General features: G+C 41.1%; 18 protein-coding genes and 1 riboswitch. Of the genes, 14 read left to right on the top strand and 4 right to left on the bottom strand.

Features of this window, described 5'->3' with window-relative positions; translation table 11 throughout:
- Window positions 1-134: 134 nt before the first annotated feature.
- Window positions 135-1052: an HD domain-containing phosphohydrolase gene (locus QM454_RS03410; protein WP_432361613.1), complete on the top strand. Its 918-nt coding sequence runs from the start codon at window positions 135-137 to the stop codon at window positions 1050-1052.
- A complete protein-coding gene (locus QM454_RS03405; protein ID WP_432361610.1) occupies window positions 1049-1336 on the top strand; it encodes a hypothetical protein in 288 nt (95 codons plus the stop codon). The genes QM454_RS03410 and QM454_RS03405 overlap by 4 nt, the downstream gene beginning before the upstream one ends.
- Before the next feature lie 81 nt (window positions 1337-1417).
- Here QM454_RS03405 and QM454_RS03400 read toward each other — a convergent pair whose 3' ends face one another.
- Window positions 1418-1864 (bottom strand): staygreen family protein, encoded by a 447-nt coding sequence (locus tag QM454_RS03400; protein WP_432361607.1) that lies wholly within the window; start codon window positions 1862-1864, stop codon window positions 1418-1420.
- A 388-nt stretch (window positions 1865-2252) separates the two neighbouring features.
- Window positions 2253-2339: riboswitch (cyclic di-GMP riboswitch) on the top strand.
- An 88-nt stretch (window positions 2340-2427) separates the two neighbouring features.
- Between QM454_RS03400 and QM454_RS03395 the strand changes: the two genes are divergently transcribed.
- The 3 genes from QM454_RS03395 to QM454_RS03385 all read left to right on the top strand — a co-directional run bounded on the left by QM454_RS03395 (window position 2428) and on the right by QM454_RS03385 (window position 4773).
- Window positions 2428-2796, top strand: coding sequence for a hypothetical protein (locus QM454_RS03395; protein WP_432361604.1), 369 nt, complete (start codon window positions 2428-2430; stop codon window positions 2794-2796).
- Between the two features lie 94 nt (window positions 2797-2890).
- A complete protein-coding gene (locus QM454_RS03390; RefSeq protein ID WP_432361602.1) occupies window positions 2891-3601 on the top strand; it encodes a hypothetical protein in 711 nt (236 codons plus the stop codon).
- A 44-nt stretch (window positions 3602-3645) separates the two neighbouring features.
- Window positions 3646-4773, top strand: coding sequence for a methyl-accepting chemotaxis protein (locus tag QM454_RS03385; protein ID WP_432361599.1), 1128 nt, complete (start codon window positions 3646-3648; stop codon window positions 4771-4773).
- 118 nt (window positions 4774-4891) lie between these two features.
- Here the strand turns inward: QM454_RS03385 and QM454_RS03380 are convergent, their stop codons facing one another.
- Window positions 4892-5728, bottom strand: a complete 837-nt coding sequence (locus QM454_RS03380; RefSeq protein ID WP_432361596.1) for a carbonic anhydrase — start codon at window positions 5726-5728, stop codon at window positions 4892-4894.
- A 316-nt stretch (window positions 5729-6044) separates the two neighbouring features.
- Between QM454_RS03380 and QM454_RS03375 the strand changes: the two genes are divergently transcribed.
- The 3 genes from QM454_RS03375 to ahpF all read left to right on the top strand — a co-directional run bounded on the left by QM454_RS03375 (window position 6045) and on the right by ahpF (window position 10161).
- On the top strand, window positions 6045-7289 hold the full coding sequence (locus tag QM454_RS03375; RefSeq protein WP_432361593.1) for a mechanosensitive ion channel family protein: 1245 nt from the start codon (window positions 6045-6047) through the stop codon (window positions 7287-7289).
- 533 nt (window positions 7290-7822) lie between these two features.
- Entirely contained in the window at window positions 7823-8392 is a 570-nt protein-coding gene (ahpC, locus tag QM454_RS03370; RefSeq protein ID WP_432361591.1) for an alkyl hydroperoxide reductase subunit C, read from the top strand.
- 239 nt (window positions 8393-8631) lie between these two features.
- The gene (gene ahpF / locus QM454_RS03365; RefSeq protein ID WP_432361588.1) at window positions 8632-10161 is read left to right on the top strand and encodes an alkyl hydroperoxide reductase subunit F; all 1530 of its coding nucleotides are present in this window, start codon (window positions 8632-8634) and stop codon (window positions 10159-10161) included.
- A 177-nt stretch (window positions 10162-10338) separates the two neighbouring features.
- Here the strand turns inward: ahpF and QM454_RS03360 are convergent, their stop codons facing one another.
- Entirely contained in the window at window positions 10339-10812 is a 474-nt protein-coding gene (locus tag QM454_RS03360) for a hypothetical protein (protein ID WP_432361585.1), read from the bottom strand.
- 409 nt (window positions 10813-11221) lie between these two features.
- On the opposite strand from QM454_RS03360, the gene QM454_RS03355 reads away from it, so the two are divergent.
- Window positions 11222-11752 carry a GNAT family N-acetyltransferase gene (locus QM454_RS03355; RefSeq protein ID WP_432361582.1) on the top strand — a complete coding sequence of 177 codons (531 nt, stop codon included), beginning with the start codon at window positions 11222-11224 and terminating at the stop codon, window positions 11750-11752.
- Between the two features lie 4 nt (window positions 11753-11756).
- The gene (locus QM454_RS03350; RefSeq protein ID WP_432363841.1) at window positions 11757-12233 is read left to right on the top strand and encodes an NUDIX domain-containing protein; all 477 of its coding nucleotides are present in this window, start codon (window positions 11757-11759) and stop codon (window positions 12231-12233) included.
- A 225-nt stretch (window positions 12234-12458) separates the two neighbouring features.
- Here QM454_RS03350 and QM454_RS03345 read toward each other — a convergent pair whose 3' ends face one another.
- Complete coding sequence (locus tag QM454_RS03345; RefSeq protein ID WP_432361580.1) at window positions 12459-13316, bottom strand: hypothetical protein; 858 nt, start codon at window positions 13314-13316, stop codon at window positions 12459-12461.
- Window positions 13317-13433: 117 nt separating this feature from the next.
- On the opposite strand from QM454_RS03345, the gene QM454_RS03340 reads away from it, so the two are divergent.
- The 4 genes from QM454_RS03340 to QM454_RS03325 all read left to right on the top strand — a co-directional run bounded on the left by QM454_RS03340 (window position 13434) and on the right by QM454_RS03325 (window position 16279).
- Window positions 13434-13940, top strand: a complete 507-nt coding sequence (locus tag QM454_RS03340; RefSeq protein ID WP_432361578.1) for a nucleoside deaminase — start codon at window positions 13434-13436, stop codon at window positions 13938-13940.
- A 98-nt stretch (window positions 13941-14038) separates the two neighbouring features.
- Window positions 14039-14428 (top strand): hypothetical protein, encoded by a 390-nt coding sequence (locus tag QM454_RS03335; RefSeq protein ID WP_432361575.1) that lies wholly within the window; start codon window positions 14039-14041, stop codon window positions 14426-14428.
- Window positions 14429-14696: 268 nt separating this feature from the next.
- Window positions 14697-15326, top strand: coding sequence for a hypothetical protein (locus QM454_RS03330; RefSeq protein ID WP_432361572.1), 630 nt, complete (start codon window positions 14697-14699; stop codon window positions 15324-15326).
- A gap of 47 nt (window positions 15327-15373) precedes the next feature.
- The gene (locus QM454_RS03325) at window positions 15374-16279 is read left to right on the top strand and encodes a M23 family metallopeptidase (protein WP_432361570.1); all 906 of its coding nucleotides are present in this window, start codon (window positions 15374-15376) and stop codon (window positions 16277-16279) included.
- Window positions 16280-16317: the final 38 nt, after the last annotated feature.

The following is a 16317-nucleotide window of genomic DNA, read 5'->3' as shown; positions in this document are numbered from 1 at the left end:
AATAAATATGTGTTATCTATTAATTTCTACTTGCGAGTAGTATAATAGTTGTGTATGTACTGATAGTGATATAGTCATTCATTATTAATGTAAATATTCATTAATACATAATCGAATATACGAGGTGAATTTGTATGAAAATATACAAGAGAAATTCAACTTCCAAAATATCTATGAAAGGTATGGAGCTTTCCTTATTGGCATCTGGGGATGGGACTGAAGTTATTCTCCACAAACTATACGAAGGTGCACGCTGGGCGATGGCTCCTGAAGACGACTGGACGGCATTGGAACATTTCACCATACTATCCGGTGAACTTATTTATCTTTCACCTAATGGCGAGATACTATTAGAGGCAGGAGATTCCGTTAATGCTTGTCCAGTAACTGAGCACTCCATTTTTATCGCGAAAACCGATGTGGAGTTTTTATATGTGACTTCCCAACCCCAATTTCATTTCTACAGCAACGCCGTTACAGATATGATGGATTTAGCTTTGCAAGTTGAACAAAAAGATGGGTATACAGCCGATCATTGTGAGAGGATTAAGGAACTTTCTATGATGGTTGGGAATGTTTTGGGATTATCATCGAATGAAATTTACATATTAAATTTAGCAGCCTTTCTTCATGATGTCGGAAAAGTAAAAGTCCCAGAGGAAATATTAAATAAACCCTCCAAGTTAACTGATGAGGAATACGAAATAATGAAAAAGCATACGACTTGGGGAAAAGAAATACTAAATGAAACCAATTTTGTAGACTTAATTAAAGCAGGAGAAATTGTGGAACAACACCATGAAAGATTTGATGGTAAAGGATACCCAAATAATCTTAAAGGTGAAGAAATTAGAATCGAAGCTGCTATCATTTCAGTAGTTGACGCTTTTGATGCAATGACCTCAGATCGTGTGTACCGAAAAGGTTTGGATATAAACATTGCGTTTGAAGAAATAGAAAACAACAAAGGTACTATGTTCAATCCAGAAGTTGTGGATGCCTTTTTATCATTAAGAGATAAATTGAGTACCGAAAAGGAGGTGATAGTATGAAAAAGATTCTATTAGTATTCACTACTGTGATCCTATTTCAAACTGTTTTTGTTGGAGTTGCTGGCGCTCGATATGTTAAAGATGCGGACAAGACCATTTCTATCAACACCGGACTAAATTTGTCTATTCCCCTAAACACCGCTGAAAAGTCATTTGAACTTCAGGAAGGTGTGCATGACAGTTTAAAGTCTACAACAGGGCTTGAAATAGATTATTATTACATCTGGCTTGAGCTAGATGGACAACCTATTTTAGGAATTGACCCTGCAAGAGCAATGTTTTAATAGTATGTAAGGACTGCCTTGAAGCTTTTTATGCTGATAGGTAGTCCTTTGTCATTTATTGAAAGCACCAATAGACAAAACTTACTCGTAATGTTTAGGAGTGCCCCAGTACTCGAACTTGTTATACGCAGGGTTTGTTGAGTCAAAGTGAATCCATATCGGTGCATTGTCTAAATTTGAATGAATTTCAAAGAACTTTTTATCGCCATATCTAATAGCTTCCAAAGCTAGCGGCAACTCACGCCTAAAAACGGTATTGCGCACAGCAGAGGTAACCGCACCAAATTCACCATCTACATAAACATATACGAATAAGTACGGATAACTTTCACTCATCCTCCATTCAGCAAGCACCTCATCTCTCATCGCATTGATCTTGTCATAAGCAAACTGCAGGCCAATTGTTAGAAAAAGGTCTGCAGTAATATCCGAGTGCGTTAATGTATACTTACGACCAATTATCGGTTCAGTCTTTGTAACACCATTTCTAAACTCCACAAACAACTTATCCGGATTAAGTTTCTTCAATGTATTGCCTCCTTTTACTATACAGTGTATTTAGGAGTGCAATTTTGGGTGCTCTATTTTGTGTGCACTTATTTTGTGTGCACTGTGCAAGACACTATTCAGACAATACACTACAATTGCATAAAATAAATAAGGAAAGCGATAATCTCAGTGTTTGGTCATGTTTTTTGTGAATATTTATTAATAACTGCGAATTGTCATAAATGTGTGCTGCACAGGCACCGATGTACTAATGTGTGCTGCACAGGCACCGATGTACTAGGCACCGATGTACTGTTATCGATGTACCACTTCCGGCTCAGATGACTGAATAATAAATATGTTATTGCTTCCAACATTTAGTAGTGGTATAGTAGTATTTGTTTTGATGTTAGCGTTATTTTTCAATAATAGAAAAAGGCAAACTTATCGAAAGGTAAGGACGCAAAGCTACGAGTCTAATATCCTCTAGGATGATGATAGTCGGGTTGCCAAGAATAACAACGTTTATTTGGCTATCCCGATTTTCAATTGGTGATAGCTTATTTGCATTTGCAGAAAAGAAAACGAAAAGGAGTTAAACGATGATAGTCGTAGATAAGAGGAAATATAAAATGGCTATTAATGAAGCCGCGAAGGAAGTCCATGTTCAGGTACATGGATTAATTAGGGAAGAGGATGCAGAAGAGTATATGATCGATTTGCAGGATACGATTAATAGAGTACCAAGACAAGCTTATACGTTTGTTATCGACGCGACTCACCAAACACCAACCCCGTCAAGAGTTGTACCGCAAATGGAGCAAGCGTTGCAATTTTACGCTACATTAGGTTTTAAGGAATTTTTAGTAGTAAAACCTTCCTCAAAGATTGCTCAAGTACAAATTAGAAACCTCTTGGAGAGAATTGAATTTACAGGTACATTTGTGGATCATGTACCTCGTTCTATGTAATGTGAACTTCTACCGGTTCAACAAATAAGCAGTGGGAAAAGAAAGTCCCTGTTGAATGAAGTTCAATTTATTTTTTGGGGAGGGAAGTAAAGAATTGCAAAAAACACTAGAATTATACAGCTATGAAATTATTACAAAGCAACAAGAAGATTTACTACAGAGAGCTGCAGAATGTTTAGCTCGTTCCTTTACTGGAATAGACGTATCAGGTAAATGGGTGCAGGAGCCGATGGTAGGCCAATTGAGTATTGATTACGAGGATTTATATGATTTTACTAAGGAATATTTAGACTCTACAGTAGAGCAGGGATATTGTGCTGTCGCCAAAGATAGCAGTAATCATATTGTTGGTGTGCTGGCGGGAGATACAAATGCACCTCAAATTATTGGAGAAGACATATTTGAAGGATCTTTTAGTGATATGAATGTTATTCTGCGTGTTTTGGAAGATGTGAGTGAACGTTTCATGGACGATTATGAACGACGAAATGGCAAAGAGATTGAAGACGGAGAGTTGTTGCATCTATTCATGCTCGGAGTGACGGCCGAAACGGGTCGCCATGAAATTATTCAGCAATTAGGTAATAAATTATTCGAAAAGGCATCTTCAGAAGGATTGAAGGCTGTTATAGGTGAGGCGACAAACCCGAAGTCAATTCGTGTGATGGGAAAATATAACAATATGAATAAATATATCGATGTAGAGGGGAACTTTATTGTCCATAAATATGAGGATAATCATAGGTTGAAAGGAATCCCTTCAAGTATAGCTGATGGTACATATATTCTAATAAAAGAGCTTTGAAATTTGCATATTAATTATTAAGAAGTTAGGAGACTTATTTTATCGTGGCAGCTTTTATAAGTGTGATTGCTATTTTAACGGGGACGTCAGTGTATTTTGCTTACAAATATTTTTCCCTAAAAAAACATGCTCAACTAAATAAAGAAATGATAAACGGGATAAGAGAACTATCGGCAGGTCAACTCATTAGCAAAGTTGAAGAAAGAAGCTTAGATCATTCTGCATTTAATCAACTAATCGAGCCTATAAATCATTCAAGAGAACAGTTTCATTTATTTGCAGAAAAAGCACATGAAACGGCAGAAGTGATTTATAAAGAAAGTGAAGACGTTTCTGAGAAGGCCGACATTGTGAGGGCCGCAATAGATGAAGTTGATAGGGGATTACAGAAACAGTTGCTCGCTACGGAAGAGGGCGCTGTATCGATGGGTGATATGGTACAGGCTATCGAGGATCTGGCGATCAGATCGAATCAAATTGCTGAGCAATCGAATACCACGTTGGAATTGACTGAAGAAGGTAATGGCAAGTTGAAGGAATCCTTAGACAAAATGGAGCAGTTTAATCAAACGATTAATACAACATTTGATGGGATCAATAAACTTGGTGAACAGTCTCATGAAATCGGAACCATTGTAAAAGTCATTACGGGGATTTCAGAACAAATTAATTTACTGGCATTGAATGCAGCGATAGAAGCAGCTCGTGCAGGTGAACACGGTAAAGGGTTTGCTGTTGTTGCTGATGAGGTCCGAAAATTGGCTGAACAATCGCGTCAGTCTTCTTTTGAGGTAACCGACATTGTGAGGAATATTCAAGAAGAAACAGATGTAGTCGTAAGCTCAATGAAACAGGGAGCAGATCAATTTGCCGATACCAATACGACGTTGGTAGAGGTTAGAAATATGTTCGAACAGATTTTATCCACTACAATGACGATTGCCGAGAATAATACAAATTCTTCTGCAAGTACAGAAGAATTATCTTCTACTTCTCAGCAGATCATGTCAATCATTAAAGAAATCGAATTTATTTCACGGGAATCGGTTGAAATGTTTGAAGAACTTATGGGGATTAGTGATGAAGAATTGGAAATCATGCACCAGCTAGTTCAGGAAGCAAAATTTCTTAAAGAATTAAAGATAGATGAAGGTGAATTAATAATACACTAAGCGATAGAGAGCGTAGCAAAGGCCTCCCATCAATTCATGGAATTGATGAGAGGCTTTTTTAGTTCTGCACGCCAAAAGGCTATCCTAAGAAATAGGACAGCCATTGCTTTTTGAAAACTTAATCTTCTTCTTTTACTTCACGTTGATTTAACGGTTGAACAGGTCGGTTGTTATTATCAGGGAAGATGTTACGGAATGTGTCGATTTGTTCTTTCGACATTTCAATAGGGGTTTCTAATACAACCCATTTAACTGCTTCTGAACACGGCGGTGTTGTTAAAGAACCGTTATAGCGGAACGAATCTTTATCTAATGGCAATAAGCTCATTAAGTCGATCGGCTCTGTCAAATTAACATCTTCAGTTGTTTCTTCTGTCGGAATGACATTCCAAGCCTTTTCTAAATGAGGATTGGCTGCTCCCTCTTTAATCATTAATCCGAGAACTGCTAATTTGTTATTTTCATCTTTGTGGACAAAATGAACTTCCATATCGAAATACTGCCCATTAAATTGGTGTTCACTTGGTGTATGGAAGTGGAATTGTGCTAACTTATACTCCTTATTGTCAACGACGATAGAATTGTCCAAGTTTGAAGGAGTTGCTTGAATCGTATGTCCGTTGTTACTTAAGGAAACGGTCGTCGGTTTATACGTAATCGCTAAATCCGTTATTTTTTCATCGTCTATCGCTTGTTCAGTGACAATGTTGATAGGGGACTGCTCTTGCCCGCTTGTACATGCTGCAAAATCAGGGCTTAAATTACCCCAATGCTCGGGCCCTGTTTCTCCTTCGTATGACCAATGGGCTGTCTGTTGTTCATTCGACTTTTTCTCTTCACCTTCTTTATTTGTAGCATCATTTTTAGCCACATCGGGTGAAGTAGTAGAACAAGCTGCTAACGTCAAAACGAGAAACGACATGAACAGTGAATAAAATGTTTTCTTAGCTGACATAAGGATGACCTCTCTTATTTTCATGATGTAGTAAACATATTATGATTCAATTAGTGAATATTAACCGCTATTCTTTGTAATGAATTTTCATTTCCAAAAACCTCCTCAATAAGCATCTACTAGTAATCTACCTGCAGATTATTAGAAAGTGCTGAGAGAAACATTAGAAAACGATGAGAAAACGAAGTAGTACTGTACAAAATAATGTGAGTGTTGAACGAGGAGTTGACCGAATGGTTCTGTTATAATTGAACGATACATATAGTTATTCGTTATCAAAAGGCATTGAAACGAAGTGAATTACGGAGGGAAACAAATGAATTTTATTCGTAACCAGCTTTTAGGTTACGGAGTGGATGACGCCTGGGTTGACACGCTGTCATTTATCATCCTAATTGGTGTAATCACGCTCCTTTGTATTATCGCGAATTTTATTACGAAGCAAGTGATTATCCGATTTATCGCTCATATGGTGAAAAAGCATAACCTTAAATGGGGAAATATTCTTGTAGAGCGACAAGTGCTCCGCAGATTATCTCATTTTGTACCTGCAATTATTATTTATTACTTCGCGTCCACCTTTCACACGTATCAAAAGATAATCGAAACGATGGCATTGACGTACATTATAATCGTGGCGTTCAGTTTCATTAATCGTTTATTAAGTGTAGGCAATGAAATTTATCAAACATATGAAATATCAAAAACGAAGCCGATCAAAGGATATGTACAAGTTGCTAAAATAGTTGTCATTATTATAGGAACTGTTTTAGTGATTGCTAACTTAATGGGGAAAAGCCCGTTTATTTTGCTTAGTGGAATTGGGGCTCTTTCAGCAGTCATTATGTTAGTTTTTAGGGATTCGTTATTAGGGCTTGTGGCGGGAGTTCAGTTGTCTGCGACCGAAATGGTTCGAATGGGTGACTGGATTGAAGTACCGAAATACGGTGCAAATGGGGATGTCATCGATATTTCCTTGAATACAGTAAAGGTGCGGAACTTTGACAAGACCGTAACGATGATCCCGAGCTACGCGCTCATATCGGATTCCTTCATTAACTGGCGAGAGATGCAGGAGTCTGGCGGCAGGCGTATAAAACGTGCTTTGTATATCGATACGACGAGTATCCAGTTTTGTACAGAGGAAATGATTGAGCATTATAAGCAGATTCACTTTCTATCAGATTATATCGTTAATCGTAAACGTGAGATCGAAGAGTATAACGTTATTAATAAGATCGACCGCAGCAATCTTGTAAACGGAAGGGCGATGACGAATATTGGCGTCTTCCGGGCATATGTCCTTGAATACCTTCAACGCCATCCAGGCATTCATCAAGAAATGTTGTTAATGGTACGGCAATTAGCGCCAGGTGAACATGGACTGCCAATCGAAATTTACGCTTTTGTGAACAATACAAAATGGGCCGTATACGAGACAGTGCAAGCCGACATTTTCGATCACCTATTTGCAATTGCAGGGGAGTTCGGTCTCCGCACCTTCCAAAACCCAACAGGCAATGACGTAAAATCGCTAGGTCATATAGTCGGAAAAGAGTAAATTGTTCTCGAATTGTGTGCGCGGCTGTGCAGGACACTATTCAGACAATACGCTACAATTGAATAAAATAAATAGAGAAGCCTACCAAATCAACATCCGGTCGGCTTCTTTTTGCATTTTTATAAATTTTGTTGAATTGTCATAAATGTGTCGTGCACAGGCACCGTTAAAAACCGAAAAGGAAGGATTGATCTTAATTTGATATATTGGTTATATTCTCCATCTTAACAATATTCAATAACCGATAATGTGGATAAGTAATTGAGAATTAGAAGATTGTGTGAAGAAATTAATAGGATGTATAAAATAGGGTGGCAGCAATGATGGGATGGCGCTATAACATAGGGGATATAAGGGTTTATTCCAACGAAAGTGTATTTGTTGACAAAATGCGACATCTATATGATAATGAGTATGTAATTAGAATTATTATAGTTAAGCAGTCGAAATCACATTGAATTTAGTACTGCGGTTTAGGTTTTGAAGAATTGACCTAAACTAACTATGAAAAACATACTAGGAGGAATTTGTTTATGTCTTTAATCGGAAAAGAAATTCTACCATTTAAAGCGTCAGCTTACAATGCAGGTACAGGCGAGTTCATCGATGTTACTGATGAGAGCCTAAAAGGTAAATGGAGCGTAGTTTGCTTCTACCCAGCAGACTTCACGTTCGTTTGCCCGACTGAGCTTGGAGATCTTCAAGACCAATATGCAACGTTGAAAGAACTTGGTGCTGAAGTTTATTCCGTTTCTACGGACACGCACTTTACACATAAAGCTTGGCATGATCACTCTGAGACAATTAGCAAGCTCGAATATATTATGATCGGTGACCCTTCACAAACGATTTCTCGTAACTTTGATGTATTAGATGAAGAATCAGGTCTAGCAGATCGCGGTACATTCATTATCGATCCAGATGGTGTTGTACAAGCTGTTGAAATCAATGCGGGTGGAATCGGGCGCGACGCGAGCATCCTCGTTGATAAAATTAAAGCGGCTCAATACGTGCGCAACAATCCAGGCGAAGTGTGCCCGGCAAAATGGAAAGAGGGCGAAGAAACCCTTAAACCGAGCCTTGACCTAGTAGGCAAAATTTAATTTCACGAATGTGGAATATCGAAGGCGGCCCCTTTCCTCTCTGGGGATAGGGGCCCCTTTGTTTTTGAAAGTTTTCGGCGGATGTCTTAGATGTTGAAATGAGGCCAGTACGATACTGGTCATGCGATCGTTGCGACAGGACGTCGCGCACTTAGATCGCGTTCTTTAATTCGCTTCAAAATCTAAGGCATTCATGCCGAATTGTGGATAAGTATAGTACAAGCTAAGGAGTAGATTACATGATTTTAGATGCAGATATTAAACAACAACTAGCTCAATATCTTGAATTGATGGAAGGCGATGTCCTTTTAAAAGTAAGTGCAGGATCTGATAAAGTTTCGGGTGACATGCTGTCACTTGTAGATGAATTGGCGACAATGTCATCGCGTATTAAAGTGGAGCATGCGGAGTTGGAAAGAACGCCGAGCTTCAGTGTTAACCGTATCGGTGAGGATACGGGTATTGTGTTCGCTGGAATTCCGCTTGGACACGAGTTCACTTCATTAGTACTTGCTTTATTGCAAGTGAGTGGTAGAGCTCCTAAAGTCGATGAAAAAGTGATTGAGCAAGTGAAGAAAATCGACGATAAGCTTCACTTCGAATCGTATATTAGCTTGAGCTGTCAAAACTGCCCGGAAGTTGTTCAGGCACTTAACGTTATGAGTGTGTTGAACCCTAACATTACGCATACGATGATTGACGGCGCGGTATATAAAGAAGAAGTTGAAAGTAAAAACATTCTTGCTGTCCCAACGGTGTATTTGAATGGTGAACCGTTCACGAATGGCCGTAAGACGATTGAAGAAATTCTTGCTGAACTCGGCGGCGGACCAGACGCATCGGAATTCGAAGATAAAGATCCGTTTGACGTTCTCGTTGTCGGCGGCGGTCCAGCGGGTGCGAGTGCGGCGATTTACGCGGCACGTAAAGGGATTCGTACAGGAATTGTTGCTGAGCGTTTTGGCGGTCAAATTTTGGATACAGCGGCGATTGAGAACTTCATTAGTGTGAATCGCACGGAAGGTCCAAAACTAGCTGCTAGCTTAGAAGAGCATGTGAAAGAGTATAATATCGATGTGATGAATTTGGTACGTGCAAAACGTCTCGAGAAGAAAGACCTTATCGAAATTGAATTGGAAAACGGTGCGGTTCTGAAGAGTAAATCCGTTATCATTTCAACAGGTGCGCGCTGGCGCAATATCGGCGTACCTGGTGAGGCGGAATTCAGGAATAAAGGCGTTGCGTACTGCCCGCACTGTGACGGTCCTTTATTTGAAGGAAAAGACGTTGCAGTCATCGGCGGTGGAAACTCCGGTGTCGAGGCGGCGATCGACCTTGCAGGAATCGTCAACCATGTAACCGTCGTTGAATTCGGAACAGAATTGAGAGCTGATGCGGTTTTACAAGAACGTCTGCATAGCTTGCCGAATGTTACGGTCATCACAAATGCTCAAACGAAAGAGATTACGGGTACGGACAGCGTAAACGGCATCACGTATATGGAACGCGATACAGGTGAAGAAAAGCATATTGAGCTATCCGGCGTATTCATCCAAATCGGGCTTGTACCGAATACAGATTGGCTTGGCGACACAGTCGAGCGCAATAAATTCGGCGAAATCCTCGTCGACAAGCGCGGCGCAACGAACGTCCCTGGCGTATTTGCTGCAGGCGACTGCACGGATAGTCCGTTCAAGCAAATTATCATCTCCATGGGCTCAGGCGCAACAGCTTCCCTAGGTGCGTTTGACTATCTTGTGCGTAATTAATTGAATTGTTTCTGAATTGTGTGCGCGGCTGTGCACCGCACAATTCAGATTATACACTACAATTGCATAAGAAAAAGGAAGAAGCCAACCAAATCAATACTTGGTTGGCTTTTTTATGCATGTATATAAGTTTTAGTGAATTGTCATAAATGTGTGGTGCACAGGCACCTCAATGAGCTATGCGAGAATAACTTTGATTTTACGGAGGATGAATAGGCTGAGTTCCGTCCAAATCCAGCTGTAGAGTAGGGAGAAGGTGAAGATGAGGAGTAGGGTGAGCCTGTTGAAATGAGCAGAGATGGTTGGGCCGAATACGGGAAAGCCGAGTACATACAAGGGGATGCAAATGCCGATGCACAAAAGCAGGCCGTTCATGAAGGCAACATGCGGGCGCTTGGTGAGTTTGTAAAAGGTCCATCCCAAACCTAGCCCGAGCAGTCCGGTAGTAAAAGGGAAGATAAATAATTCAGTTGGCTCAATCAAGAATAACAAAAGAATTGTTAAGATATAGGTAAAAGCGCCCGAGTGTAATGAGATTAAGGCGACTAGCATTATCGGAGCGGTGGCGAGGGGGCTAATGGCAAAGCCGATCGCTGGTAGTAATCCTCCTGCCGATTGCAAAATGGCGGCAAGTGCTGCCATTAATGCCATGAATAGTAGCCTTTTTGTCTGTGACCATCTGTTGAGAATACGATGAATGTCCTTCGGATGCGATGGAAGTGATGTTGTGAAAAGCATGGACTCTCTCCTTTGTAAGCAAGCCTTTTTCTATTTTATTGGTCAGGACTGTTTTCCGTGCGGGTTCTGGCAAATTGTGTGGGTGCTTGTGCGGCACACAATTCAGATAATACACTACAATTGCATAAACTATTTAGAGAAGTCAACGTTATTAACCTTTCGCTGGCTTCTTTTTGTATTTTTATTACGAATGGTGAATTGTCATAAATGTGTGCTGCACAGGCACTGTAAACATTATAGTGACAATTGAGAAGAATGTGATACTATATACAGAAGCAATCTAGTAAATTATTGTCATAACCGTATAAAAGGAGTTGCTGACATGACGTTTCCTGAATTAGAGACAGACCGGCTGTATCTAGTAGAGGTTAAAATGGAGCATGCCCGGGGAGTATTCGATAACTTTTCAAATCCAACTGTGACACAGTATTACGGAATGGATCCGATGGCTGAACTGGCGGAGGCGGAAAAGATGGTAGAGCATTTCAGGAATGCTTTTATAGCGGGTCGCGGTATCCGGTGGGCCATGATACGAAAGGAAGATAACCGTTTCGCGGGGACGATAGGTTTGAATAATCTTTCCAAAGGGATGAAGCGGGCGGAAGTCGGATTTGAGATCCATCCTAATTTTTGGCGAACTGGCATCACATCCGAGGCATTGAAGGCGGTCTTGCATTATTCATTTGCAGAAATGGGCCTGCACCGAATGGGAGCCGTCACATTCTTGGATAATGTGGCTTCCATTAATTTATTAGAAAAGCATGGGTTTGAACAAGAGGGAATCTTGCGTAGCTATATGTACCAAAATGGACAATCGCATGATGCGCGGGTATTTTCGGTTTTGAATAAATAAGGTGATGAAATGGGGATTTAGGATGAGGATAAGAAATTCCGCGAAAGCAGTTGTCGTAAAGGAAGGTAATTTATTGGCGTTGAAAATCCAGGGGAATAGCGGAGCCTTTTACGTTCTTCCCGGCGGTGGGCAAGAGCATGGCGAAACGCTTCATGAAGCACTTCAAAGGGAGTGTATGGAGGAGTTAGGGGTCACAGTTGAAATTGGCGACTTGCTCTTTGTTCGTGAATATATTGGTAGAAATCATGAGTTTTCCGCGTTTCATTCCGATGTGCATCAAACGGAATTCTTATTTTCCTGTACTGTTATGGAAAATGAAATTACGAATGGCTCTAATCCGGATAAGGGGCAAATCGGAGCAGAATGGATTCCGGTGCATCAGTTGATGGATTATAATTTATTCCCGCAGGCCTTGAGAGCACATTTAATTTTATATAGTAATGATGAAAAAGAATTGACTTATGTAGGGGATATTAATTAAATGACTATAGGGGATCCGATTGCAGTAGGAAATACTTCATTTACGAAAACCACTTGTGTTTAGGTGCCTGTGCAGCACACTATTCAGATTATGCGCTACAATTGCATAAAACAAATAAAGAAGCCAACCATATCAACATGCGGTTGGCTTCTTTGTGTATTTATATAAACCTTAGTGAATTGTCATAAATGTGTGTTACACAGGCACCGGATTGACCGGATTAAGTCACTTCACCTCAAAGAACGAATAATAAGGTTCGTTATCTAGCTCCTTCAGCTGTAACTGAAAGTCGAATTCATCCCGCTGTTTTTCGGATAGCGGTATGACGTAGAAGGGGATGCCTTTGGAATGCGCCAGCTGTTTCATTCGGTTTCCCTTTGACAAACTGTCGTCATCAAGCCCGAGACGATATGTTGTTTGCTCCTCGTCTTCGGTAATAAAAATCAATCTCCATGCAAAATATGTTTTATCAGTTGGGTCGCTTACTGAGGCGTATTTCACGTAAGGCTGTACGACAATCTCGACGATTTCTTCATAAGGAACGATCTGTTGCACACCGTTCCAATGATGGGTTATAAGCCCGTCGACTCCATGGACACCACGATAGTCCGCCCACATCATATACTGATAACCTGCATACACCACCGTAACGAGGACCGCTGCAATGCCGATGGCCCTTTTATTTTTCAAGGAAGTTTCATAAAAAGGGAATGCGAACAGCAGTAAGAGAAGCATGATGAACCCAATAGAGAAGCCGCCAATGTAATCAGTGGCAATGGATTCGAATAGCAAGAAATTGCTGTTCGAAAATGTCTGTTCCTTCAAGTTCTCATACCCCTCATAGGAAAGAAAGAGGGCAGGAACAATGATAACGCCATAGACATACGCCCACATCCATCGAAAAGCGTTTTCCCTAGCCTTTGTGATACCGGTCCTCATAATCTGACCAATCGCATAGAGCGGCATGCTAAATACAAAAATGCCAATCACCGATGCTTTGAAGTCCTCTTGTATAGTGAACAAACTCCCAAGTGCAATAATCAGGCTTACGAGTCTCAATGCATTGCCAAATTTCCTTCTCATCTTCTCACCTCTACTTATATACGTGATGACATATCGGGAAGATTCATTTAGATGTTGAATTAGGAAGGAATTGCTAGCTCTTATGCAGAAGTTATCCTTCAAAAGGAGTGATTGATGATGCTTACGGATAAAGATAAAACTTTCTTATCTATGGCGCTGGAGGAGGCGGAGCTGGCTCTTGAGGAGAATACGTACCCGGTTGGAGCAATTCTCGTGGATGACCAATTCAATGTAATTGCAAAGGGGAGGAATCGGGTGCACACGAATAAAGACGCGTCGGCTCACGCGGAAATTGACGCCATCCGCAATGCGGGAGAGGCTATCTTTGACGCAAAAATACATAATAAGACGTTCACCCTCTACAGTTCATTGGAGCCTTGTCCGATGTGTACGGGAGGGATTCTATTTGCAAAGATTCAAAGGGTTGTCTGGTTGCTGAATGACGACTTGGGGTTTGGCGGTTTTCAGAAGATGAGGGATGCAGCTATTTTCGAAAAGAAATTTAGTAGAATTGAAATGATTGCAGAACCAGATGCCGAACTCAAAAATCGTCAACTCGTGCTCATGTGTCAATGGGAGAAGAATTCGAACCACGTCAACAACTTGCGGAGCCCGGAAGTGTAGTTATCGGATTTTGCCTACATTTTAAGGGCTCGCTTTTCGTAGGATAAAGGGTACGGCAAGATGATCTAATTAAATCAGGGGAAAGGGAGGTGAGCAAGTTGGCAAAAGTTTTATTGCATGTAAGCAGACTGTTTTTAGGATTCGTTTTCTTGGTCGCGGGAGTTAACGGTTATTTTGTCATCTTTGGCTTGGAACCATTCATCGCAACAAGTCCCGATGCAATGGCATTATTCGAATTCAACTACCTATTAATTGCAGAAAAATCATTGGAAATCATATGTGGAATCCTGCTCCTAACGAATCAATTCATTCCATTGGCTATTGCAATATTAGCTCCGATCGTCGTCAATATCTTCTTACTCCATCTGTTCCTTGATCATTCATTGCTTCTTCTAGCCATCCTACTTGTCATTGCCCTTGGCTATTTGTTGTTCTTCTACAGGCAAAACTTTGTAAGGATAGTAGAGAGAAAAGCGAAACCTACCTAGTAGTTTTCAGAATTGTTTCGGCGCCTGTGCAACACACGATTCAGATTATACACTACAATTGCATGGGGAAAATGAAGAAGTCAATCAAATTAAACTTAGGTTGGCTTCTTTTTGTATATATATTAGTTTTATTGAATTGTCATAAATGTGTGGTGCACAGGCACCTTAATTGGCACCTTGATTAAAAGGATATTTTTGGTTTTTGTCGAATATGGTGGGTAATGAGGAAGCTGGGAGTTTGCTGACAATGTGAATGGAGGAGATTATGGTGAGTGTGAGTAGAGAGGAATGGCGACGGATGGCGACGAGGGTGCCGGAGCTTCGGAAAAAGGAATTGAGGTCTAAACTGACAGCTGCGGAACGGCAGGAACTGGAGCAGATGTTGGCAATGAAGGCGGAAAGATATCCGAATCGAACAGGGGAGCAATACGCTGACAACGTTAGATTGACGGCCATTAGAAACATGACATTCATAGACGTCACACGGAAAGCGTCGCTCTTTCAAAAGCTTATGAAGCAGGAAAACTTGAAGGAATATAGGATTCAACTCCTGAACGAGGAAGAAGACGTCATCTATTATACGTTCCATTTCACATTCGCACTTGAAATGCGGCAACTGATGGAAGACGTGGGGCTCGGGCTTGATTGGCCGAAAATGTTGCCTGTCGATGACGCCATGAACTACACGGACCCGCTCGATGAGGAAGACAAGGAATGGTTTGAGGCATTTCCGGATCCTGCGTGGTGCGTAGCGAAACTGCAAGAAGCACGGAATCTTGAGGAACAAGCCGTTGCCCATGGCGAGGAAATGGTTATGGCTATCCGCTGGTTGAAGACGCATTGGGAAAAAGGGTACCAAATCTATGCGGACATCGACCCATGGGATGATGACGAATAAATTGACAGCCGTACTCGTACATATGCATTGAAAGGGGGGAGATATAAATGTTTGGAATCATTTTTTCACTCGCCATGCTCATTGCATTGCCGGCTGCTTTCATTGCAACGTTGTGGAAAGCTGCTTTTAAAAGCAGACAGGAATGGCTATTGGATGCGTTAACGAAGATGATCTTTCTTGTTTGGTTGTTCAAGTCCGGTCATTGGGATTTGATTGGCTATTTTTTCCGTTATGTTTGGGTAGGCCTATTCATTGTCGCGCTTGTCATGTCTTGGAGAAAAACACGCGCCTTACCGTTCCGAACAACGTATACGGAGAAACAGGAAATGACGATGGGTGTTCAGGTAATAGTTCTGCTTTTATTCACCTTATTTAACGTCTTCGTATTCACAAGTTACTCGGTCAAAGAAGAATCGATTGAGCTGGCATTTCCGCATAAACAGGGCACGTATTATGTAGGTCATGGCGGAAATAACGTGCAAATGAATTATCACCACGCTAATGAAAGCCAGAAATACGCGTTAGACATCGTGAAGTTAACAAAACTCGGAACGCGCGCGAACGGAATATACTCGAAAGATTTGTCGAAATACGCAATTTTTGAGGATGAACTATACAGTCCGTGCAACGGAGAAGTTGTCGAAACGAGGAACGACCTACCAGACTTGACACCGCCTGAATCGGATTCAGAACGTCCGGAAGGGAACTACGTCGCTCTCGTATGCGAGCAGCACGATGCTACGCTATTTTTAGCACATATGCAGGAAGGCAGTGTTGTTGTCGCGGAAGGGGATGAAGTGAAGACGGGGCAGCTCCTTGGAAAGGTCGGCAACTCCGGAAATACAAGCGAGCCCCATTTGCATATTCACGCTGAGCTTGATGGGGTAGGAGTGCCTCTAACGTTTAATGATAGATTTTTAGTGCGGAACAGTTTAATTAAGACGGGGGAATGAAGTCAGGAAACTCTCTGTTGAAAGCTGACAGCGCACTA

The organism is Sporosarcina sp. UB5, from assembly GCF_050859005.1.
Classification (GTDB): Bacteria; Bacillota; Bacilli; order Bacillales_A; family Planococcaceae; genus Sporosarcina.
This window is presented reverse-complemented; position numbering and strand designations above follow the sequence as displayed.